Raw genomic sequence first — 24,646 nt, 5'->3', positions numbered from 1 at the left:
GGACAAATACGAGTTTGCTGGAGGTTATGGATTTGAAGTTAGCATTAATCGGCGCAGGACAAAGAGGCATGATCTACGCAAGGCATGCATACCCAAGCGAGGACATCGTTGCGGTCGTTGAACCGGATGACAGCAGAAGAAAGGCGGCAGCGGACGAGTTTCGGATTCCTTTGGAGAAACAATTTGAATCCGTAGATGAATTTTATCGGCTCGGCAAAATTTGCGATGCCGTCATCGTTTCTTCTATGGATCGTGATCATTACGCGCAAACGATGAGAGCGCTTGATCTTGGGTATGATATTTTGCTGGAAAAGCCCATTTCGCCAAGTCCGGAAGAAAGCTTGAGAATACAACGAAAAGCCAATGAAACAGGCCGGAAAGTGATTGTATGCCATGTGCTCAGATATACGAACTTCTTTGCGGAAATCAAGAAAATCATCGATAGCCAAGAGCTCGGCAAGATCGTGACCATACAGCATAACGAGAACATCGGCAATTTCCATATGGCACACTCCTTTGTACGAGGCAACTGGAGGAGAAGCGACCTGGCCAGTCCAATTATCATGCAGAAGTCCTGCCATGACATGGATATTTTGGCCTGGCTGGTGGACAGTCAAGCGAAACGGATCTCTTCCTATGGCAGCCTGACTTATTTTAAGGCGGAGAATGCACCGGCAGGAAGCGCGGAACGATGCCTCGACTGTAAGGTAGCAGCGAACTGCCGATTCGATGCGAGAAAAGCCTATTTGCCTATAAGGGGCCAGTGGCCCGCTACCGTCATTTCGGCGGATCAGAGCGAAGAGGGACTGCTCCAAGCGCTCGCAACGAGTCCTTACGGACGCTGTGTTTATCGGCTTGACAATGATGTGTGCGACCATCAAGTCACCGTGATCGAGTTCAAGAACGGAGTAACGGCAACGTTTAATTTAAGCGGATTCACCAACAAAATGTACCGTACGCTCAAAATCATGTGCGAGCATGGGGAAATTCGAGGCGACGATAACTTGAACATTATCGAAGTCACCCGCTTTAACTCCAATATGGCAGAACCCGTTCAGCAAACCGTCATTCGGCCAGCAACGGTGAGCGGCGGACATAACGGCGGCGATACCGGTCTGATGAACGACTTTTTGGAGAATTTGGGAAATGCCGACTTCAGCAGCAGATCCTCCATCGACATGTCCGTCGAAAGCCATATCATGGCCTATGCCGCGGAAGAGGCGAGAATTACTGGTACCGTGATCGATCTGGATCAGCTTAAGGAGAGGCTGCAGCAGAGCATTTTGGCATAATCGTTTAATCACATTGCAAAGGTAGTGATGGAATGGGTTCCGTGGTTAAGGGGTTTCTATATGAAATAACGAAAAACCGAATACTGTATCTGATGTGCGTGCCTGCTTTGATCGTGCTGATCATGTTCTCCTATATCCCGTTTGCCGGAATATGGATGGCATTTACCGATTTTAATGTGGTTGACGGCATCTTCGGCAGTGAATTTGTGGGTCTGGACAATTTCAAATACTTTTTCTCGGAAAACAGCATGGGATGGAAGGTTACCTATAATACGCTGTACATCAACTTTTTCGGTCTCATCTTAGGCATTATCATTCCTGTCAGCATAGCCATTCTCATCAACGAAATCCGGCATAAAACCTACAAAAAGGTCGCTCAGAGCATGATGTTTTTTCCCTATTTCATCTCGTGGGTCGTCGTTGGGGCGATACTGTATGGGATATTCTCTACCGATGTGGGCGTTGCCAATCATATTCTGGAGTTCTTCGGAGCAGATCCGATCAGATGGTACTCGGAGCCGAAGTATTGGAAATGGATCATCATTCTGTCGAGCGTCTGGAAATGGAGCGGGTACAGTTCCATTATCTATATGGCGGCGATGTCCAATTTTGATGGAAGCTTATACGAAGCGGCCAAGGTGGATGGCGCCAACAAATTGCAGCGGATTTTTTACTTGACCGTGCCTATGCTGAAGCCGACGATCATCGTTTTGAGCTTGCTGAGCGTCGGACGAATCTTCTACGGGGACTTTGGGATGATTTACGGTATTGTCGGCAACAACCCGGTCCTGGCTGAAGAAGTCACGGTTATCGATACTTATGTTTACCAGTCGATGCGTACGCTGGGCTTTTCTTACTCTACGGCAATCGGGTTATTTCAGTCACTGATGGGATTGATCCTGATTACGGCTGCAAACCAATCGGCTAAGAAAATAAATGACGGAGAGGGTCTATTTTGATGAAACAAAAGAATAGATTGCTTGGCGATCAATTGGTGATAGCCTTTGCCTATGGTTTCATTGGCTTATTCGCGCTCGTGTGTCTGTATCCCCTTGTTTTAACGTTAAGCGTGTCCTTTTCTTCGGAGCAGGCCGTTGCGAGAAACGGGTATTCGATCATCCCACTGAGCCCCAGCTTGGATACCTATAAATATATCTTTGTTAATAGTGGAATGAAATTGCTCAAATCCTATGGCGTGACCCTGCTTGTAACGACCGTGGGGACGATGGGGGCGCTGCTGATTACCAGCATGATTGCCTTTTCCCTATCGATCAAAAAGCTGAAATACCGTAACGTACTCGCCTTCATTAGCAATTTTACGATTATTTTCTCGGCTGGCCTCATTCCGTGGTACATGGTCAGCGTCAATTATTATGGACTGAAGAACAGCATTCTGGCCTTGATCCTGCCGTCTATATTCAGCGTCTGGAACATGTTTCTGATGCGAACGTACTTTGCAAGCATCTCTCCATCTTTATATGAAGCGGCCGAGATGGACGGCGCCAATTATTTTACGATCTATGTAAAAATCGCTCTTCCATTAAGCAAGACCGCACTGTTGACGGTTGGTTTAATGTATGCGCTTCAATATTGGAATGATTGGTGGCATGCTCTGATCTTTATTAATGATCGCGATTTATTTCCGCTCCAGTATTTCCTCTACAACATCTTGTCGAACGTCAATGCGATAAGCTCCGGACGAATTCCATCAGGGGCATCAGGCAACATTACACTGCCTGCGGAGACCGTGAAGATGGCCATTACGGTCATTACGATCGGCCCGATCATTTTCCTCTACCCTTACATTCAAAAATACTTCGTGCACGGGATTATGGCTGGTGCCGTCAAAGAATAGACGCCTGCATGGTTACTGGCCGATATCGGCTTTTAACATAGATAAACTATTTTATTAGGGAGGGTCTTTCATGAAAGCAAGGACAATGCTGATCTTGTTGGTCTTATTGATGGCGTCCGTTTCGGTTATGGCAGGATGCAGCGACAAAAAAGAGGGGGCAGCCAAGCTCGAAACCGTCACGATTCTGTATCCGGGGGAGCGAAGCGATCGCATGAGCGAATTTCTGGACAACGAGTTTGCCGAGAAGATGGCAGCCGATCTTGGTTTGAAGGTCGAAGTCACATTTGTGCCGTGGGCCCAGTATTGGGAACAAAAAGATATCATGCTGGCCGCAAATGAACCGATCGATTTATATTGGGACGGTCTCCCGGACCTTTCTACCATCGTCAACAAGAAACAAGCCATGGTATTGGATGATTTAATCAAGGAATATGGTCAGGATATGCTAAAGGTCCTGCCGATGGAGCAGCTTCAGGGGGCAACGATCGACGGGAAGATACATGGCATTCCATCCGCTTATGCACCCTCCTCCGCCATGTACCAGCTGGTGGCCGTTCGTCAGGATATCCTCGAAGCGGTAGGGATGACGGACTTGAAGACAGCAGACGACTTAAAGGAATTCGCAACAAGGGCGAAAGAGAAATTTCCTGAAATGAAGGGACCCGCCGATATTGTCTTTAAACCGTTGACCCGATATTTTACCGATGAACAATATAACTGGATCGCCGTAGAAGATTTGGTCGTATTCGGGGAAGAGAGTAAAAAAGCATACAGCTACTATGAAACGGAAGCGTTCCAGGAAGTCGCGAAGTTTAATAACTCCATGTATGACGCAGGGTTGTATACAGAGGATTTGACCATCAAATATAACGAGAGAGACTCCCGCATGCAGACAGGCTTATACTTATGGGTTGAAGGATCTTTGGGCAAGGAAATGGAAATCGTCGATGCCATCAAAGCCAATGCGCCGGATGCCGAGGTGAAGACGTATCTGTTAGCCGAGGATAAACCGCGTTATGTGACAGCCGCAGGCGGAGAAGTACTGGGCATACCTGTCAATGCTCCTAATCCGGAAGGCGCCATGAAGTTCGTGAACTGGATTTATAAATCCCAGGAGAATTATCTGTTTGCTCTCTATGGCGTCGAAGGCAAGGATTACGAGATTGTGGATGGAAGAATCAATAAGCTCACCGCTAGCGAATTCTTCTATGAATGGATGTTTAGAAACCAAAATTACCAATTGTTCGGGCCGAGTGTGGCGCAAGAGTCCATCGATAAGTACAAGAGCTGGGATGAACAGGCTATCCGATCCGATTCATTGGGCTTCCGATTTAACAATGAAAAGGTCAAGTTAATCGAGACGGCCCTGAAAGAAGTCGCAGGCAAGGATTTAGCCGCTATACGTTCCGGTTTCGTCGATTTTGAGACGGAGTATCCCAAAGCCATCGAGAAGCTGAAGGCGGCGGGCATTGATGACTATGTCGCTGAGATCCAGCGTCAGCTGGATGAGTTTTTGGCGGGGAAATAACAGGATTGTGAACCGCTATCTGAAATCTTCGAGCTTTAGTAGTACCGGAGTAGGCGGATGTAGAAATGCTACCCGGAACCTATAAGAGAGCGGCAGGGTCTATTTGACCCTGTCGCTCTAGTTTTTTAAAACTTAATTGATAAAGTTTTAAGAGTGCGCAATTAGATGATTAATATACATAAACACATCTGAATGGGCTTTCGACACTTGGAAAAGAAGAAACCCCCGGTTTTAAAAAGACCGGGGGTTTCTCAAGCCGGATGTCATGATATAGAGCATCCTTTGTGTTCTATGCATTTAACTTGAGTGTACTACTTTACGTTGTCCTTAAGCGTGGAAACCCAAACCTCAATGCCATTCTGATTACGAGTGGATTGGTGAGAAACCGTTGCTTCTTGAACATCGCCGAAGCCCCAGTGGGTTTCTGCTACATCAGGGAAGATCGGTTCCAATCCCGTCAAAGGTCCACGGTACAATGCTTTGTTAATCAAAGTGACGGCCTCAACCCGCGTAATGCGGTTGTTAGGTCGGAAGGTGTTGCCAGGGTAGCCAGAGAGCAGATTGTTACGATATAAAGCTTCTATGGCTTCGGCAGCCCAGCTTCCCTCAATGTCCGTAAAGTGACGATTCACGGAAGCCGTTGTGTCCAGATTCAGGAAACGGGCCAGCACGGCAGCCAGTTCTGCGCGGGTGACCGGCACATCAGGACGGAATGTATGGTCAGCGTATCCGTTGAAATATCCTTGGGATACTGCAATTTGAATGTAATCGGACGCCCAGTGGCCACTTCGAATATCTTTGAGGTTCGATTTCCCGGTTGCTGTGGTTTCCTCTGAAAGACGTGCAACGATTGCAGCTAGCTCAGCCCGGGTCAACGTTTTGGACGGATGGAATTTACCGTCAGGGAAACCGAGGATATAACGCTGATGCTGGAGATCGCCGAATCTGTCGGAGAATACTTGAACATTGACGGAAGCATTGGATTTTTTGCTGCCTCCTGCAGTCAGTTGTCCAATGATTTCATATTGAACCTCTTTTGATGGGATCAATCCCCATTTGATGTCCAATTTGAAGTTACCGGTGCTTCCAGCAGGCAGATTAGCAATATTCCAGGTTACCGTTCTGCCATCGACCGTTCCGCCGTTTGCATTTACGACTTCTGCTCCTTCAGGGAGGGTAACTTTCACCGATACATCACGTAATGCAGCGTTGGTACGGTTAGCGTAGTCGACGGTTATGGTCGACTGTTTGCCTTCTTGGACTTGCTTTTTGTCCGTGGACAGGTTCAATGTCACATCACCCTGCTGACTTGAAGGTGGCGTTGATGGAGATGATCCTGATCCCGATCCTGATCCTGATGAATCCCCGCCATTACCTGAGGACGGCAATGGCAACATAGCAAAATCAAAGGCGATGATGCTTTGACCCACATGGATGATCCCGTCCTTGATATAACTGTCGGAACCGTTAACGGCAGGAGCATTCGGTTTTGAAACTCGAGTGTCATACGTGTAATAACCGGTTCGTTTCGCGACAATGTAATAATCGCCTTCCGGGTACACCATCCAAGCATATTGACCAGCCGCGTCAGAAATCTGTGGATTGGCATTTTGATTAGGAGTGAATCCAGTCAGTTCCGGCAAAGATACAAGCGTGTTTGGCGCCAGTCCTTTCTGGCGGTTCAGCTCGGTATCGGCCCAGTACAATTGGACATCAGCACCGCTAATCACTTTCCCTGTCGAGGCATCCGTTACGATGCCGTAAGGATCAATAAGGGAATACACAACCGCGGTCTGGCCGTCTTGGGTCATGTCCACGTCCAAAATGGAAGCGGGACCTGCCAATACCGTACCATCCGCCAATTCAAGCTGATAAGATATTTGATATTTGCCCGGTGGTACTTGATCCAGCGCGAAAGTTCCGTCGTTAGCGATAGTGAGCGACTGCGTAAAGCTGCTGCCCTCTAAGCCTTGAAGCACCGCAACGGCTTTTCCGTTGCCCAGGATTTCGCCCAGGGTGTTAGGGTTTATTGCTCCGGTGGTGGATGCAACGAATAATTGGCCTCTCAGCAGATTCGAAGGTTTGATCGTTTGGCCTGGTTGAACATTGCCGATCGTAACTTCTTTTGAATGCGTTAGAGTTACATTGTGCCCCCCGATCTGAATTGGGGTTTCGATATTCAACGTGTAGGTGTAATTTCCGCGCGGAACCGGAATCTGGTACGAACCATCCTCGTCGGTCGTTACCTCGGTAGCGAAATCAGCGATTCCATCGTTGTTGAAATCGGATTCTACGGTTATCTTCGCGCCTGCTACCGGTTTGCCGGTGATTTGATCTACAACGACGCCGTCAATGGCAGCAGGGAAGTAATGGACGCCTTTGCTTGCTTGAACGGTTGTGCCTGTGCCAGGATCCTTGATCTCGGCCACCACGATGTCGTATAACGGTGTCGTGTTCGTTAAAACAGAAGGTGCGTATGTCCATACAGCAATGCCTTCTTCATTGGTGGTCACCGTCTTGGTTTTACCGGAATCATACGTAATTTCCACGGGCACTCCAGGGACCGGATTGCCATTGGAATCGGTAGCCTTAGCAGTAACCGTTACCGGAGACTTCCCGTCAGCCAATACTCCCTCTGGGGACACCGTAACATCCAGATTGTAGGATACTGCCTGATCATGAACATGAACGGTTTGTGTGACGGATTTTCCATCGTGCATAGCGGTGATGATTGCTGTGCCTGGTGCTACAGCGGTTACGACGCCATTGGCATCGACAGTGGCCACCTTATCATCAGAAGATGTATATGTGGCTTTGCCCGTCACATCCTGAATGCTTTCATCCAAGGAAATGGCTGTTACCTTAGGCGTGTGTTGATCACCAGGCTTCAGCGTGATGCTTGCCGGATCAATCAACAGATCGCGCAGACCTGAAGCCGAGGTGGAAACTTCCACTGGCGAAGAAGCAGGGGATTCAATGCCGTTGCTAACGGCTTTGATAACATAGCTTTGCTTGCTTTCAGGCTTAAGGCCGGACAAAACATAGCTTGTGCCCGTCAATCCGTCTGCGATCAGCTGTCCGTTGGCGTCGTAGATGTTGTACGAATGTGCGCCAGGGATGTTGTTCCACAATAGTTCGGCGTTAGTCGCATTCACTTTTCCGGTATTTAACACCGGAGCATCAATGCTTACTTTGACAATAGATTGTGTTGTTTTTCCGTTATAAACGGCCTCGATTACGGTGGTGCCCGCTCCTACTGCCGTCAGTAAACCATGTTCATTTACCGTGGCTACGTTCGGATTGTTAACTTTAAACAGGGTTCCATCAAGGGTTACATCTCTCGTACCGTTCTGATATACGGAGGTGACCACCGTAGGATGCTCATAATTCGTTCCAAGCGGATTCGTATTAAGATTGTAGATAGGCTCATCAAAATGAAGTCCTAAAGTAACTGGATTAGATGGAAGGCTTTCGATGGTGCCGGCCGGGCTATCTATTACAGCAGTTACAGTGTATTGCGCGATCTCATCCAGGTCTGCGCCGGTCAGTGTATACGAGGCTGCCTGAATATTTGTATCCAGCAGGACACCATTCTTATAAAGATTATAGTAGGTGGCTCCTGTTACAGTGTTCCACAACAGCTCATTAGCTGTATCAGGTGATGTGCCTGATGATAATACCGGAGCCTGTGGTAACGCGGCATAAGCTCCGCCTACGGTTACGACCTTAATCTCCCCGGTTGGAGGAATAGCGCCAAAATCCAGAATTGTTGTAGCTTGTCCGTGATGATTGGTTGATTGGGATGGAGTGGCCAACCTTCCTTCCTCAGAATGGAAAGTAATGGGGGCTCCTTCTACGGGATCGCCATTTACATCAAACGCAGTTCCAGTTACCTCATATTTTCCGGGTTCAGAGGTAGGTACGACCTCAATTCTGACGTCGGTTGGAGCTTGTTTATAGACATAGTCCGTATTTGCCTTATCAATCGGATTGAATTCGTTAGTAAAATACCACTCGATAATATCGTGGGTTTCCATCGCTCCACCGGTGGCGGAAGTGAAACCGGCATATACGCCGGGATAGCCGGCGAAGATTTGATTGAGGTCGATGTTGCTGGTTTCCAGCACAGGAACTGCTGGACGTGTAGCCTCTTTGCTGAGATAGACTTTAACAATCTTGGTCTGTCCATCGTAATCAATCCAGGAGTATAAATCCTCTCCTCCCGACAGATTAATATTATTTAGGTTTGTTGTGTACCAAGCAGGATTGGTATTGTTGACACTACCGTCTGTTGCAAGTCCAATGTAGTTAGCGGATGGGTCGTTGACAAGACCACCGTTTTGGTATGTATCATATTTCACCGCAAAGCTGGGTTTAATCCCGCCATACCCGATGCCGACACCGACTTCTCCTGCACTGTTGGATTGTGCCTGAATGGTAAAGGTAATGCCGTCAGCCGGAGAGGTGGTGCGGTTGTCTCCATTCAGACGGAATTTAAAAAAGGTGCTAAAGGAATAATTGTTGCCCGCTGCAATCAGCTTTTTGTTAAAAGCCGTTCCGAATTGGTTTCCTTGGGCCTCGGTTAGACGCAGGATATCGCGTCCCATACTGTCTTTTCTTACTTTAGCTTGGCCATTCAGGGAGAATAAATCGACCTGCTTGGCATTGCTGAAATCATCAAGTTTATAGGTGACCCATTTGTCCATGGCTGCGGCATGAGCCGGCGCTGTTAGAGGCTGAAAAGTGGCAACAAGCATACAGATCACCATAAACAAGGATCCGAATTTACCAGACGTTTTCATAAAAATTATCTTCCTCCTTCTATTAGTTTTAGTGCTGTCACGTATTATTCTCTCGATTGTACCTACACCAGGGTACTTGCTAGACATGAGAGGACATTTTTTGACACGCGAAATTCAGAATATCAAAGATTGCTCTACAAAATCTCTACAACTACAACGGTGCTCTCTTATTATTTTGAGTCGAATATTTTTGCTTCTATATAAGAGTCAGCCATGAGAACAGGAGGTCATAATTTAATTGTTAAGAGAGAAACGTTGCTTGGATTGCTGAAGATTCTCCGGTTAGCTTGGTTATCGATTCAATAAACCTCCATTGACAATATGTGCCATCCTTGTGTACACTCTTTTTATTCCGACTGTTCAGTATAAATAAAATCAACAAAGATATAGGTGAAGAAATCATGCCCAAATTAGGAATGGGACCGAAGCGTAGGGCAGAGGTTATTAATGCCACGTTAACCTGCATCAGCATGTATGGAATTGACGGGATGACGCTGGATAAGGTTGCCGATCATGCGAACTGTTCCAAGGGAGTTGTCACATATTATTTCAAGAACAAGGATCATCTGACGATTGAAGCCTTCAAATCGTTCTTGGCGTACTATGGACTGAAGATCGAATCCGGCATTGAGCATACGATGACACCGGGAGAAATGATGGATCTTACCCTGAAGTTTATACTTCCCCCGTTCAGCGATGACGCGGATCGCACGATTAATGTGTCGCAGCTGGACGGGGTCGACAAGATGTATATTCCGCTTGCGGATCAAGCCAAGCTCTTTGTCCAGTTTTACTCAAAGGCCATGCTGGATCGCAATTTGCAGGAAGTTGTATCGAAGAGCTACGAGACGGATCTCCAAGGCATCGCTAAGATCATGGATTATGGTAATCGGGCGGGACAGATGTCCGTTGAGGATCCACACAGCGCTGCCTATGGTGTGCTGGCGATGGCTATAGGTCTGAGTTTTTTTCGAGTTGCTAACGTTCCGCCAGCCAACGGCGACGACAATCGGTACATATGTGAGGATTATGTGAGAAGACTTACCAAAACAGGAGGGTGACTATGAATATAGAGAAGATTGAAGCAGATGGAGGAGCGATAGCGGTCGTTAGCAGTAATGAAATATTAATTGAGGATGTTCAGTCTGCATTGGATCTTATGGCAACCGTGCAATATGAAACGGGAAGCCATCGTATGGTAATGAATCAATCAATATTCAGCAAATCCTTCTTCGATTTGAAGACCCGCCTTGCAGGCGAAATTCTTCAGAAGTATATAAATTATCATGTGAAGGTTGCGATCATCGGTGATTTTTCTGTGTATCCAAGCCAAAGCTTGCAAGATTTCATATATGAATGCAATAAGGGGAACGATTTCTTTTTCTTGCCGACTGAACAGCAAGGGATTGAACGGTTAAGCAGGGTGAACTAAGAAATGAAAACCGGGAGGAAGATCATTGTCAGCACCTGGATTTAATCCAAAAGAATACCCGATGGTGAACATTCCGGCAGGCGAAATTCAATTGAGGGACGACCGTATCCAATCTTCTTGGGCGGTTGAAGTGAACGCTTTTCAGCTTGCACCGGTTCCCGTTACGAAGGCGTTATATTTCTCGCTTATGCCACATTCAGCAGGATTTGCTGAGGTCATGCAGGCTCCTGTCGTGGATGTATCATGGAATGATGCGATTGAATTCTGTAATGTGCTATCTCGACACTCGGGTCTGGACGAATGTTATTCGGTCTCGGACGAAGGTGAACGTGTCGTGTGTAACTGGGAGGTGGATGGATACCGCCTTCCGACGGAAGCGGAGTGGCAATATGCGTGCAAAGCCGGGAGTGATGGCTATCGTTACGGAGAGCTTGATGACATCGCTTGGTATGAAGGGAATTCCGGGGGAGCCCTGCATGAGGTAGGCACAAAGCGTCCGAATGCCTGGGGCCTTTACGATATGCTCGGAAATGTGTGGGAGTGGTGCTGGGATGTATACGATCCGGATTTATACGGCTCGTACAGAGTATTCCGCGGCGGAAGCTGGGCGGAAGAGGCCAGGGGCTGCGGGGCGACATGCCGCCGTCGTAGCCATCCGACGTTTCGGATTGAGGATCTCGGGTTTCGTCTGGCGAGATCGATTTTACGATAAAGCTGATCCTTCGGGATTAGCTTTTTTTTGATCGTGAAGCACGTAACGAATTTCCAATAAACGCATCGAAACGCCGTCAATTTTCTTCAGAAGGTAATAGATGCTTGGCCATCAATACTTCACTATAACTAGATATGTCACATAAACTAACGCGGTAAATACACCTAAATTGCGTATAGACAAGGCTGGAAGACATCAGTAAGATTGGGTTTAACTTTTCGCGGGAGGTGTGGGGAGCTAAAGGGAGTCAAGGGTTGCATTGCCGTAGTGTTGATCAAGAACCAGGAAATTCAAGGGATAAGGGGGATAAGAAGATGGTGCATGGACCAACATTCAACAATCCGATTGTAGAGCAAGCAGCCGATCCTTGGGTATGGAAGCATACGGACGGCTATTATTACTTTATGTCGACGAGACGCGGATATCTGGAGCTGACGCAATCCGCTACCTTAACAGGCCTTGCGGAGGGTCGCAAGAAAACGATCTGGACTCCGGAAGCCGGTGGACGTCATAGTCATAACCTGTGGGCGCCGGAAATTCATTATGTGGACAACACATGGTACATTTATTTCACGGCAAATGATGGGGGAGGCGACGAGTCGCGCCAAATATGCGTGCTGGAGAACGGGGAGCCTGATCCGATGGAAGGCGAGTGGGAATGGAAGGGTGCGCTGCCGACTCCCGTCCCCGGCCTGGATGGTACGGTTATGTCCATAGGGGATCAGCTTTATTTCCTGTATGCCGGGTACGGTCACTTCCCGGATTATGGGTCCGCTATATACATCATGCGCATGACAAACCCTTGGACATTGACGGGAGATCATGTATTACTTACTGCCCCGACCCTATCCTGGGAAAAACAAGGCGGAATGGCCATTAACGAAGGACCTGTCGTCCTTCAGCGAAACGGCCGCATCTTCCTAGTATACTCGGCCAGCACCACATGGTCTGAGGATTATGCGCTGGGGATGCTCACGATGGAGGAAACTGCGGATCCGATGGACCCGCTTTCCTGGACTAAGTCCATGGAGCCTGTATTTTGCAAAAGCGTGGAAAACGGGGTGTATGCTACCGGCCATAACAGCTTCACGCAATCTCCGGATGGCAAAGAGGACTGGATTGTCTACCATGCGCTTCCAGCGCCTGGAGTAGATACGGTCTTGCGATCAACCCGCATTCAGAAATTCGGCTGGAAGCCGGATGGAACTCCGGATTTCGGCGTACCCGCCGGCGAGTCTGAGTCTCTGGCCAAACCGTCCGGTGAATAATGTATGCGGATTCATAACGAGATCCAAGAGTAGATGATAGTGGCAAGAGGCGGCAAATGCTGGAAGGGTGTAAGTGAATATTCATAGAATTCGATAAACCCCCATTCATTACAGATTATCTGTAATGAATGGGGGTTTATTACGAATGAGAGTAAAACGTGTAAGACACACATATCCATAACAAAAATCGTGGTTATAAAACGGCGCTCCCTTTTTACATAAGGGTTATTAAGTTTATGGATTGTTTCCGATATCTGAAATTAAAAGTGCGGATTTTAAAAAAATAATAAATTTAGTTACGTAATTTATGTATGAAAGCGTTGACAGAATGGTGTTATAAACTTATACTTCGGTTAAAGATACAGGAAAATTGTATTAAATGAGTGTGTAGAGGTTGGCAATGCCGTCAATTACCATGTGAAAAAGGGGATCCATTGGAATGACCATGAGGAAGATTTGCATTTCGGATTGGGGGTGCTTAGACACTGCGAAGATGAAGGATGATAGATAGCAAGTTTTAAACTGGCACCTCTGAAAAACTACGGAATATAGATCCTCTGGGGCGCTAATGCGGAGGGTGCTCGTAATTATTCATATCATGGGAGGTTAAGCATGAACAGAACGATGAAACGTTATTTCACTCTGTTATTCATATCCATATTGATCATTTCGACGGTAACCGCTTGCAGCGGCAAGGCAAGTGACGAGCCAGACAATACCGTAACCCAAGAGGAAAGCGTAGAGAAGAATGAGGTGACGTTCGAAGATATCAGCGGGGACATACGGGGCAATAAAGCACCGACACAGGAACAAATCGATGAGGTCAACGGCACACTCAATGATACATACCTCGGTGATGTATTTGACGAAGTCATTCCAAGCGATTATTCCGCTTATCCCGTCAAAGGCGATGTGGTACTGGATGTATGGATGCCTGCCAACTCCAACATCCCGGATATGAATAATCACTTGGTTCAGAAGCAGGTGGAGAAGCTCACCGGCATTAAAGTAAACTTCATTACGCCGCCCGTCGGGCAGGAAGCGGATGCCTTCACCTTGATGATCTCCTCTGGCGAGCTGCCGGATATCATCATTGACCCGGGCCGTTATCCGGGAGGCTTGGAAGCGGGGGTAAACGACGGCGCTTACCTCGATTTGACCGACCTGATGGAAAAGCATGCCCCGAACTATTCGGCATGGCGCAACTCGGACGAAACGAGAAGAAAAACGACCGTGACCGATGATGGCAGGCTGCTGGGTTTCTACGGGATCGCTCCATATTCCGAATGGATCTGGTTCGGCACATTAATCAAGCAGGAAGCGCTGGATAAGACGGGACTTCCAGTCCCGACGACGATAGACGAATGGTATGAATTTCTGAAGAAATCCAAGGAAGTCGGATATAAAGCGCCGCTGAATTACGGATCGACGTACGGCCAAATTTTTACCGGCATCATTAATGGCGCATATGGCGTCTGGGACTGGACCTTCCTGGATGAGAACGGCAAAGTCGCATGGGGGCCTGCACAACCGAAAGCCAAGGAATATCTCGCGACCATGCAGCAGTGGAATAAGGAAGGCTTGCTGAATCGGGATTGGGCTACCGCCGATTTCAATCAACGGATGGCTAGCGCGATATCCGATGATACGGCCGTCATGATGGACTCCCCGGATACGATGTGGAGCTATTGGAAGGTGCAGAACGATATTGATTTCGTGGGGGCGCTGAATCCTGTTCTGAATAAAGGGGACAAATCCGCAACCACCTATAAAAACTTCAAAAGAACCGGAACCGGTGCAGCCATCACGACTCAGAGCAAAAATGTCGAAGCTGCAATGGCATGGCTGGATTTCAACTTCAGCAAAAAAGGCTGGGAGCTCATTAACTTCGGCGAGTACGGCACGGTTCATTTAGTGGATGAACAAGGAATGCCTTATTATCCGGAAAACAGTTACATCTACAATGACCCGGACGGTCAGCCGGTAGACGTCACACTTTGGAAATACCGCTGGCACAGTTGGCCGAACATTCGCGATGAGCATAATGCCAACCCGTTGATCTCGGCGAAGGGAAGCTATTCCGGAGATATCCGAAAGGATTGGACGGAAAACATGGATACCAGCATGGCGATGCCGCCGATCACGTTCACGAAAGAAGAAGTCTCACGCGAAGCCGAGCTTGGAAACCAATTGTCCACGCTGCGCGGAGAATACTTTGCCAAGATCATTATGGGCGAATTGCCGGTCGATGCTTACGATAAATTTTTGAAGGAAGCGCAGAGCATGGGGCTGGACGAATTCCTAAGTCTCCATCAGGCAGCCTTGGATCGGTATAACCAACGATAGTTTTCATAATAAGAACAGGTGGTTGATTCATGGAGATATTACAGAAAAACAAGGAACTAGGCCATGTTCGGACGCCCTCGGAGCCCAAGAATACCAAACGGTTGATTCAAAAAGATCTCAGAAAGAATTGGTTTGTCTATCTGATGGCCCTTCCCGTCGTGGCGTGGTTCTTGATCTTCTGCTACGGACCGATGTGGGGCGTCATGATCGCATTCAAGGATTTCAAGCCTTTACTGGGCTTCGCGGACAGCGATTGGGTGGGCTTCAAGCATTTCATCGATTTTTTCTCCGGACCCTATTTTTGGAGAGTCGTGAAGAATACGCTCCTGCTGAATGTTTGGGGCATCGTGTTTGGATTTACGGCACCGATCATCCTGGCCTTGCTGCTGAATGAGGTTCGTTCTTCCAAATTTAAGCGGACCGTTCAAACCATTACGTATATGCCGCATTTTATTTCACTGGTGGTTGTGTGCGGGATCATTCACATCTTTACGGCCAATGAAGGGGTCGTTACGCAGCTGCTTTCGTTCATAACGGGAAAAGACTACTCATCCCTTCTCGGGTACTCCAATTTGTTCCGCCCGATTTATACCTTCTCCGGAATCTGGCAGAGCATCGGCTGGGACAGCATCATTTACCTGGCTGCGATGAGCTCCATCGATCCTTCATTATATGAAGCGGCCGATATCGACGGGGTCGGCAGGGTGAAAAAAATGTGGTACATTACGCTGCCTCAGATCAGTCCGGTCATCATCATCCTGTTTATCTTTGCGATCGGCGGATTGATGGCTTCCGGCTACGAGAAAATTATTCTGCTCTATAATCCTTTGATCTACGATACGGCGGATGTCATCGCTTCCTATGTTTACCGCAGGGGCTTGAGGGAAGCCAGCCTGAGTTATTCCACAGCCGTCGGATTAATAAGCTCCATCGTAAACTTCGGGCTGTTATGGATGACAAATACCATCGTGAAACGCAGATCTGAATCCAGCTTATGGTAAGAGAGAGGGAAGGTTATGGAGGATATCAAGCAACTCAAAGTGAAACGAAGAAGGAAGCATAAAAGCATAGGAGACCGCGTATTCGACTTCACGAACTATACGCTGTTAACCGCCTTAACGTTGGTATGTTTTTATCCCATACTGCATATCTTGTTTGCCTCCGTCAGCGATCCCAGCGCCTTGATGGCGCATAAAGGGGTTTTGTTAAAGCCGCTGGGATTCACGCTCGACGGTTACAAGCTGGTGTTCAAAGACAACAGCCTGCTGAAGGGGTACATGAATACGATCATTTATGTTGGATTGGGCACCTTGGTCAATATGGTCATGACGATATTGGGGGCATACGTGCTCTCCAGACGGGACTTGTATTTCAAGAATTTTATCATGGTTCTGATTACGATCACGATGTTCTTTGGCGGAGGGCTGATACCCTGGTTCCTGTTAATGAAGGACATCGGCTTGTACAACAATCTGTGGGCGATGATTCTGCCGACCGCTTTAAGCACTTGGAACATCATCATTCTAAGAACCGGCTTCCAATCGATTCCGAGAGAGCTGGAAGAAGCGGCATTGATCGACGGCGCAAGCCAGGCCAACATTCTGATCACGGTGATCCTGCCGCTGTCGAAAGCCACGCTGGCCGTTATCTTCCTGTATTATCTGGTCGGGAATTGGAACTCCTGGTTTAACGCGATGGTTCTGCTGAAGGACAGGGAATTGTTTCCGTTACAGCTGTTAATGAAGGAAATCCTGGTTGCCAATGATTCGACGGCCACCACGATCGGCAGCGCGGGCGGAGTCGTTATTAACAGCGCCCAGAGCTCGACCGCGTTCCGGGAGCTGGTTAAATATTGCGCGATCGTGGTTTCGACGGTGCCTATATTAATGGTGTATCCGTTCCTGCAGAAGTATTTCGTGAAAGGCGTTTATGTGGGTTCGATCAAAGGCTAGACGTTCAAACGAGCACATAGAGAGACTGAATCATTAGGAGTGAGTTGCATCTTGACGACAGAAGTTAGCAAGACACAAACGGTTCGCAATGAATATCCGAGACCCCAGTTTGAGCGTAAAGAGTGGTTAACCCTCAATGGCGAATGGGATTTCAGTTTTGATGATGAAGCCATCGGCGAGGATGCAGGGTGGCATCGGGTGGAAGCGAAGGCTTCCTTCACGCGGAAAATCAACGTGCCCTTTACGTTCCAAAGCAAGCTGAGCGGCATCGGCGACCCTTCCTTTCATGATGTGGTATGGTACCGCAGAACGTTCGACGTGCCGCAGGACTGGAACGGGAAGCGGATTATGCTTCATTTCGGCGCCGTGGATTATTTCGCCAAAGTGTGGGTAAACGGGCATTTAGTGGCGATGCATGAAGGCGGGCATACGCCGTTCCAGGCCGACATTACGGCCGCGCTCGCGGAAGGAAGCAACACGATCGTGCTGCGGGCGGAGGATTTCAGCCGAGACGTCACCCTGCCGCGAGGCAAACAGTACTGGCTTGAGCATTCGGCAAGCATTTTCTATACCCGTACGACCGGCATCTGGCAGAGCGTGTGGCTGGAGCCGGTATCCTCGGTACATCTGAGAAAAATAAGGATGACACCCGACATTGACCGGAACGAAATACGCATTCGGACCTTCCTTGAGGGTTACAAGTCGATGGAGAATCTCAAGCTGCAGATCACCGTATCGTATAAGGGTGAACAAGTTGCCGAAGATCAATATGCAATTCGAAACGCGGAGCAGCTGCGGTCCATCGGTTTGAGTGATTTTACGGATCATGGTCTGGGACGCCTGTGGAGCCCTGAGCATCCGAACCTGTATACAATCGAATTCCGCCTTGTTCAGGATGAGAACGTCGTCGATTTAGTATCCAGCTATTTCGGGATGCGGAAGGTATCAATCGAGAACGGCAAGCTATGCCTGAATAACCGCCCGTATTTTCAAAGGCTCGTGCTCGACCAGGGGTATTTCCCTGAGGGAATTCTAACAGCGCCGTCGGATGAGGCTTTGAAGCGCGATGTGGAGCTGGCGAAGGAAATGGGATTCAACGGCGTGAGAAAGCACCAGAAGACGGAGGACCCCAGGTTCCTGTACTGGTGCGATAAGCTCGGCCTGCTGTTATGGAGCGAGGCGGCCAACGCATATGAATATTCCGAGTCGTATGTTCGCCGCTTCACAGCGGAATGGCAGGAGATCATCGAACGGGATTATAACCATCCTTGCATTGTAACCTGGGTTCCGCTCAATGAGAGCTGGGGAGTTCCGAATGTTCAGCTGGATAAGCGTCAGCAGCAGCACGGGCTTGCGATGTATCATTTAACGAAGTCTTTGGACGATAGCAGGCCGGTTGTTTATAACGATGGATGGGAGCATATGACCACGGACCTGGTCACGATTCATGACTACGAGAGCCGCCAGGAAGTGCTGGAGAAGAGGTATGCAACAGCAGCATCGGCGGTGGAAGCCATGCCGGCCAACCGGAGGATATTCGTCGGCGGTGCTTCCTATGAAGGCCAACCCATCCTGGTGTCGGAGTTTGGCGGCATTGCCTTCAAGAAAAGCGATTGGGAAGGCTGGGGATATTCCGGAGCCGAGAACGAGGAGGATTTCCTGATCCGGCTCAAGGCCGTAGTGGATCCCATGTTCTCTTCCCCGGTGATCCAGGGATACTGCTACACGCAGCTGACGGATGTCGAGCAGGAGATCAACGGCTTGCTGACGTATGATCGCAAGCCCAAAGCGCCGCTTGAAACCATACGCAGCATCATGACGGGACAATAGGAGGTGTGGAGTAATGGACGGGACGAATGCTTATGAAGGGGTATACCATAACGAGAAAGCAGTTTATTTAAGAGCCGGGAGTTATGAGGCTATCATGCTTCCGGATATCGGCGGAAATTTGATATCGTTCCGGGACCTCGATACGGGCTGCCGGTTTCTGCATGAACCGACGCTTGACGAAATGTCGGCCTTCAAAGCAAGGCCGATGATCCATGGCATTCCGGTGTTGTTTCCCCCGAACCGGTATCAGGATGGCCGGTTCAGGTGGAACGGCAAAATCCATCAGCTGCCGGTTAATGAAGAGGCAACCGGTCATCATCTACATGGATTTCTGTACAATATTCCATGGGAGGTTGATGAATACGGGCATTCCGGGCAGGAAGCTTATGTGACCGTGTCTGTCCGCGTGGATGAACGGCATCCGGTATTTCGGAGCTTCCCGTTCCGGTTCCATATTCAGCTTCGGTACGGATTAAGCGAGCAGGGGCTATCCCAGCGGGTAACGATTACCAATACAGGCCAAGAAGCCATGCCGTGTCTGCTGGCGTTTCATACGTCCGTTAACGCGCCATTTACCGAGGGAGGCGACGCCCGGGATTACCGCTTAAAGCTGACCGTCGGGAAGCGGTGGGAGCTGGATGGTCGAATGCTGCCCACCGGCTCCCACCAGGAGCTGTCGGCGAACGAGCAGGCCATGCAGGGGGCAGGCGTTTATCCCTTCTTCGAAAGCATGGACAATCATTATACCGCCGAGCCCCAAAACGGAAGAAACCGGATGGAGCTTACCGATGGAGCAAAAAAGTTGACGCTGGTTTATGACGTAGGCACCTCCTACAAACAATGGATGATCTGGAACAACGAAGCAACCGAGGGTTTCTTTTGCCCTGAGCCGCAGATCAATCTGGTCAATGCACCCAATATGGACATGGAAGCTGAAGAGATCGGATGTTTCAGCCTTGAACCGAATGAAATCTGGGAAGAGACCAGCAGGCTGTATGTGAAGGAAAGTCGAGGCTAAAAGCCGCAGGCGATTGCCGGGCAAGCCGACAAATTAAACATAATGAAGGAGTTAAACATGACTGAATTAACACTGCCGCGTCCGGAGTACCCCCGTCCGCAATGGGTAAGACCCGACTGGATCAATCTGAACGGTTCTTGGCAATTCGAAATCGATCATGGGAAAAGCGGGAAGGAGCGCGGATTCCATGAGCCGGGACATGATCTGTCCGGAACGATCACCGTTCCTTTCTGCCCCGAAAGCAAGCTGTCCGGCGTTGAATATAAGGATTTCATGGCAGCCGTATGGTATAAGCGGGATTTTACCGTGCCTGAAGCATGGGAAGGCAGCATCCTGCTTCACTTCGGGGCTGTGGATTACGAGGCGGAAGTATGGGTAAACGGTGTATCCGTAGGATCGCATCGCGGGGGATATACGCCCTTTAGCTTAGATATCACCTCGCATGTAATACCGGGCAAGAACGTGATTACCGTCTGTGCGGAGGATGACGTCCGTTCCGGACGCCAGCCGCGCGGGAAACAAAGCGGACGCTTCCACTCGCATGGCTGCGATTATACCCGTACGACGGGGATTTGGCAGACGGTATGGCTGGAGCAAGTGCCGCGGGTCTATATGTCCGACATGAAGCTGGTGGGTGACCCGGATAATGGCTGTGCCCACCTCGAGATTAAGATCAACGGGAACGCAGCAGGCCATAAACTGACCGCATCCGCCCAGTATGAAGGGAAAGCGGTAGGGAATGCGAGTGCCGTCGTATCCGGGCCGTACGTCAAACTTACCATTCCATTATCGGAGGTTCACTTGTGGGAGGTGGGTCAGGCCAGGCTGTACGATCTGGAATTATCCCTGCAAGGACAGGATCAGGTGTGTGACACCGTCCAATCCTATTTCGGGCTCCGAACCGTCATGCTGGACGGAATGGCCTTCCGCATCAACGGCAAATCCGTATTTCAACGACTTGTGCTGGATCAAGGCTTCTATCCGGATGGGGTCTACACCGCGCCAAGCGATGAGGATCTCCGCAAAGATATCGAAATTTCGATGGGACTCGGCTTTAACGGCGCAAGGCTTCACGAGAAGATGTTCGAACCGCGCTTTCTGTATTGGGCTGACCGGTTAGGGTATCTGGTATGGGGAGAGCATGCCAATTGGGGGCTCGACATTACCACGGCGGAGGGATTGTCCCATTTTCTGCCGGAATGGCTCGAAGGGATGGAGCGCGATTTCAATCATCCTGCCCTTATCGGCTGGTGTCCCTTCAACGAGACGTGGGACCGGGACGGCGCCAAGCAAAATAACGACGTACTGCGCATTGTATACGAAGTCACGAAGAAAATGGACCCGACGCGTCCCGTGATTGATACGAGCGGCAACTTCCATGTCGTGACGGATATTTTCGATATCCATGATTACGACCAGAACCCGGAGACGTTCAAACAGCGATATGAGCCGATGAAGAACGGTGGAGAGGTGTACAATAGCTTCCCGAATCGGCAGCAGTATGAAGGCCAGCCTTATTTCATCAGCGAATATGGCGGCATATGGTGGAATCCGGACCAAAAAGACGAGAAGTCCTGGGGGTACGGCGACAGGCCGACATCCGAAGCAGCGTTTCTAACGCGTTATGCGGGCTTAACGAATGTGCTGCTGGATCATCCGATGATGTTCGGTTTTTGTTATACCCAGCTGTACGACGTGGAGCAGGAAGTGAACGGATTGTATACCTATGACAGACGTCCAAAATTCGATCCCGACGTGATTCGCCGCATCAATTCCCGTAAGGCCGCGATTGAAGATTGAGCCGTTATCATGACCGTTATCGAAATAGGCAGTGTTACATTTCTGCATGATGTATGATTGCATATTATCCGAAAGGAACGTGACGAAGGATGAAGGTGAATTACCGGAATAAATTATTGCTCACGATATGCGCATTCCTTATTCTTCCTATGGGTCAGGCGACACATGCGGCTACGCTTCAAAATAACTTCTACAACGTGGTCATGCAGGAGGGCGCGGATCCATGGGTTTATAAACACACCGACGGCTTTTACTACTTCACAAAAACGACCGGCGGAAATGTGACCATATGGAAGTCCGCACAGCTTACGACGATTGATGCAGCTCCGACGAGGGTCGTGGAAACGGGCTGCTGCAGCATCTGGGCTCCCGAATTGCATTACATCAATGGGGCCTGGTACATCTACTATGCCAAGGATGACGGGGATAACGTCAACCACCGCATGTATGTCATGGAGAACACGTCGGCGGACCCGACGCAGGGAACCTGGCAGTACAAAGGCCAGATTACGGACCCGACGAACAAATGGGCGATTGACGGCACGGTGCTGCAAACAGGCGGTCAGCTGTATTTTATATGGTCCGGCTGGGAAGGCGACACCAATGTCCGGCAGAATTTGTATATCGCCCGCATGAGCAATCCCTGGACGATCGATTCGAATCGCGTTGAAATCGCAAGGCCTACCCACAGCTGGGAAACGAACCATTCCCCGCACGTAAACGAAGGGCCTCAGGTGATTGTGCGAAACGGTCTCATCAATCTGGTATACTCTGCAAGCGGAAGCTGGACGAACGACTATTGCTTGGGCCTCATCACGGCCAGCGCAACCAGCGATCTGCTGAATCCGGCATCATGGAGCAAACGCAGCCAGCCTATATTCAAGTCCGGTAACGGTTTGTACGGACCGGGTCATCATTCGTTCACCAAGTCGCCCGACGGTACGGAGGACTGGATACTCTATCATGTCGCCAAATACAATAATGCCGGGTGGAACCGCGAGGTTCGAATGCAGAAATTCACGTGGCATGCCGACAACACGCCAAATCTCGGCGTCCCGGTGAATCCGAATGCTCCGATAACCTTGCCTTCCGGCGAAGCAGCACATATCCGTTACGAAGGCGAGGAAGGGACATTCGGCGGTATCGCCTACGCATCTCAGAGCCCTAACGGCTCGGGAGGCATGAAGGCCGGGCATATCGATACGCCGGAGAGTTATGTGGAATTCACGGTTCATGCCGCGTCGGCAGGTGAATACATTCTGCTCGCCCGCACGGCGAACGGGACAGCCGGGGGGAATTGGTCCCATCTCATGCTCAGCGTAAATGCCGGTACGGCGAGCAAGTTCCATATCACGAATAAAGGATGGGAGAACTGGGGACTGTCCACGGCGCGGATTCAGTTGAAGGCCGGTGTGAACACGATACGTTTTTCAAAAGGCGAGGGATACGGAGAAATCGACTTTTTTGACATCAAGCCTGCGAATTAGGACACAACCGATGGCACAGTGGGTCGATAAATAAAGAGTTGTTAGCTTGATCATGGATGGCTTCCGGTTCTCCCGGAGGCCATTTCTGGCTATGAAAGTCATGGTTTGCTTGTCCGGCTATATGATGCCTTATGTCAAGAGGCAGTAAAATGGCTGGTGTAAGCCTTTCCAGTATGATTGTTTTTCATTTCATTAAGAAGTAAAATTATTGTAATGAATATGTTTAAAGGAGAGCAGATTTGTGCTGGAACTTGGTTTTAACGACCCGGAAAGATTGGTCACGGTAGCCCATGCCTTGTCAACACGTTCTCGGGTTGATATTCTAAGGCTCTTGAATTCCAAGAACTTGAATATCATAGAAATCGCCGAGAAGCTCAAACTCCCCGTTTCGACGGTAGCGAGCAATATCAAAGTGTTGGAAGCGGCTGAGTTAATTAATACGGAATTGCTTCCGGCGTCACGTGGGGCCATGAAGGTCTGCAGCCGGAATTATGATGATATTCATATTGCGTTGAATTTGAGAAACTCGGTACCCAAAGGAGTAACGCATGTCTATGAAGTAGAGATGCCGATTGGCCATTACAGCGATTGCGAAGTATCGCCGACATGCGGAATGGCGAATGCCGACGGGTATATCATAAAGGAAGACGAGCCGGCGAGCTTTTACCATCCCAAGCATGTTAATGCCCAGATCATCTGGCTGCGCAAGGGATATTTGGAATATTTGATGCCGATGGATATTCCGGCCGGAGCTCGCATCGAATCGCTTGAATTGTCCATGGAGATGTGTTCCGAGGCGCCCAATTATGATCATAACTGGCCTTCGAATATTTCCGTGTGGGTCAATGGCGTTGAAATTGGCATGTGGACAAGCCCCGGCGATTTCGGGGATCGGCGCGGCAAGCTGAACCCGAATTGGTGGTATGATTGGGCAACGCAGTACGGGTTTCTCAAGACTTGGCGGGTTGATCATGAGAAGACGACGCTGGATATGGAGAAAGTGTCGGGTGTTACATTGGCTGAGCTGAATCTTTCCGAGAGTCCCAAATTGCGGCTGCGTATCGGCATTAAGCCCGATGCCGTCAATCAAGGAGGGCTGAATCTGTTCGGTCGCCAGTTTGGAGATCACGAACAGAATATCATCATGCAGTTGAAATATACGATGGATCAGGATGGGGAAGACCTTTAATCACGCTTGTATAAGTGGCCGAAGGCTCAGCTGTTGACGAAGAAGAGGCAAGTCAGCGGCAGCTTGTTGGCGAAGAGGTTTCCCGTTTAGATAAAGGATAAAGTGGCAGTGCAGAAGGTATTTCTGTGCTGTCGC

At 49.2% G+C, this 24,646-nt stretch carries 17 protein-coding genes; 16 read left to right on the top strand and 1 reads right to left on the bottom strand.

Features of this window, described 5'->3' with window-relative positions:
* The first annotated feature begins 26 nt into the window (after positions 1-26).
* From BJP58_RS11775 to BJP58_RS11760, 4 genes are all read left to right on the top strand, one after another.
* Positions 27-1,292, top strand: coding sequence for a Gfo/Idh/MocA family protein (locus BJP58_RS11775; RefSeq protein WP_233355048.1), 1,266 nt, complete (start codon positions 27-29; stop codon positions 1,290-1,292).
* A 32-nt stretch (positions 1,293-1,324) separates the two neighbouring features.
* Positions 1,325-2,251 (top strand): ABC transporter permease, encoded by a 927-nt coding sequence (locus BJP58_RS11770; protein ID WP_194544069.1) that lies wholly within the window; start codon positions 1,325-1,327, stop codon positions 2,249-2,251.
* Complete coding sequence (locus BJP58_RS11765) at positions 2,251-3,147, top strand: carbohydrate ABC transporter permease (protein WP_071223322.1); 897 nt, start codon at positions 2,251-2,253, stop codon at positions 3,145-3,147. Before BJP58_RS11770 ends, BJP58_RS11765 begins: the two co-directional genes overlap by 1 nt.
* A gap of 70 nt (positions 3,148-3,217) precedes the next feature.
* Entirely contained in the window at positions 3,218-4,675 is a 1,458-nt protein-coding gene (locus tag BJP58_RS11760) for an ABC transporter substrate-binding protein (protein ID WP_194544068.1), read from the top strand.
* 311 nt (positions 4,676-4,986) lie between these two features.
* Here the strand turns inward: BJP58_RS11760 and BJP58_RS11755 are convergent, their stop codons facing one another.
* Positions 4,987-9,477 (bottom strand): S-layer homology domain-containing protein, encoded by a 4,491-nt coding sequence (locus BJP58_RS11755; protein ID WP_194544067.1) that lies wholly within the window; start codon positions 9,475-9,477, stop codon positions 4,987-4,989.
* 401 nt (positions 9,478-9,878) lie between these two features.
* Between BJP58_RS11755 and BJP58_RS11750 the strand changes: the two genes are divergently transcribed.
* The 12 genes from BJP58_RS11750 (at position 9,879) to BJP58_RS11695 (ending at position 24,511) form a co-directional block, all read left to right on the top strand.
* Positions 9,879-10,538: a TetR/AcrR family transcriptional regulator gene (locus BJP58_RS11750; RefSeq protein ID WP_194544066.1), complete on the top strand. Its 660-nt coding sequence runs from the start codon at positions 9,879-9,881 to the stop codon at positions 10,536-10,538.
* A 2-nt stretch (positions 10,539-10,540) separates the two neighbouring features.
* Positions 10,541-10,909, top strand: coding sequence for a DUF4180 domain-containing protein (locus BJP58_RS11745; RefSeq protein ID WP_194544065.1), 369 nt, complete (start codon positions 10,541-10,543; stop codon positions 10,907-10,909).
* Between the two features lie 61 nt (positions 10,910-10,970).
* Entirely contained in the window at positions 10,971-11,621 is a 651-nt protein-coding gene (locus tag BJP58_RS11740; RefSeq protein WP_194544914.1) for a formylglycine-generating enzyme family protein, read from the top strand.
* A 314-nt stretch (positions 11,622-11,935) separates the two neighbouring features.
* Positions 11,936-12,889 (top strand): glycoside hydrolase family 43 protein, encoded by a 954-nt coding sequence (locus BJP58_RS11735; RefSeq protein WP_194544064.1) that lies wholly within the window; start codon positions 11,936-11,938, stop codon positions 12,887-12,889.
* A gap of 612 nt (positions 12,890-13,501) precedes the next feature.
* The gene (locus tag BJP58_RS11730; protein WP_194544063.1) at positions 13,502-15,235 is read left to right on the top strand and encodes an extracellular solute-binding protein; all 1,734 of its coding nucleotides are present in this window, start codon (positions 13,502-13,504) and stop codon (positions 15,233-15,235) included.
* A gap of 29 nt (positions 15,236-15,264) precedes the next feature.
* Positions 15,265-16,236: an ABC transporter permease gene (locus tag BJP58_RS11725; protein WP_071223310.1), complete on the top strand. Its 972-nt coding sequence runs from the start codon at positions 15,265-15,267 to the stop codon at positions 16,234-16,236.
* 15 nt (positions 16,237-16,251) lie between these two features.
* Positions 16,252-17,187 carry a carbohydrate ABC transporter permease gene (locus tag BJP58_RS11720; RefSeq protein ID WP_071223309.1) on the top strand — a complete coding sequence of 312 codons (936 nt, stop codon included), beginning with the start codon at positions 16,252-16,254 and terminating at the stop codon, positions 17,185-17,187.
* Between the two features lie 51 nt (positions 17,188-17,238).
* On the top strand, positions 17,239-19,017 hold the full coding sequence (locus tag BJP58_RS11715; protein WP_194544062.1) for a glycoside hydrolase family 2 protein: 1,779 nt from the start codon (positions 17,239-17,241) through the stop codon (positions 19,015-19,017).
* A gap of 13 nt (positions 19,018-19,030) precedes the next feature.
* Positions 19,031-20,035 (top strand): aldose 1-epimerase, encoded by a 1,005-nt coding sequence (locus BJP58_RS11710; protein WP_194544061.1) that lies wholly within the window; start codon positions 19,031-19,033, stop codon positions 20,033-20,035.
* A gap of 57 nt (positions 20,036-20,092) precedes the next feature.
* Positions 20,093-21,835 carry a glycoside hydrolase family 2 protein gene (locus tag BJP58_RS11705; protein ID WP_194544060.1) on the top strand — a complete coding sequence of 581 codons (1,743 nt, stop codon included), beginning with the start codon at positions 20,093-20,095 and terminating at the stop codon, positions 21,833-21,835.
* Between the two features lie 89 nt (positions 21,836-21,924).
* Positions 21,925-23,322, top strand: coding sequence for a family 43 glycosylhydrolase (locus BJP58_RS11700; RefSeq protein ID WP_194544059.1), 1,398 nt, complete (start codon positions 21,925-21,927; stop codon positions 23,320-23,322).
* Between the two features lie 241 nt (positions 23,323-23,563).
* The gene (locus BJP58_RS11695) at positions 23,564-24,511 is read left to right on the top strand and encodes an ArsR/SmtB family transcription factor (RefSeq protein WP_071223304.1); all 948 of its coding nucleotides are present in this window, start codon (positions 23,564-23,566) and stop codon (positions 24,509-24,511) included.
* Positions 24,512-24,646: the final 135 nt, after the last annotated feature.

This window comes from Paenibacillus sp. JZ16 (genome assembly GCF_015326965.1).
Taxonomy (GTDB): domain Bacteria; phylum Bacillota; class Bacilli; order Paenibacillales; family Paenibacillaceae; genus Paenibacillus_AQ.
Note: the sequence above shows the minus strand (reverse complement) of the source record. Positions and strands in the feature narration are given on the sequence as shown.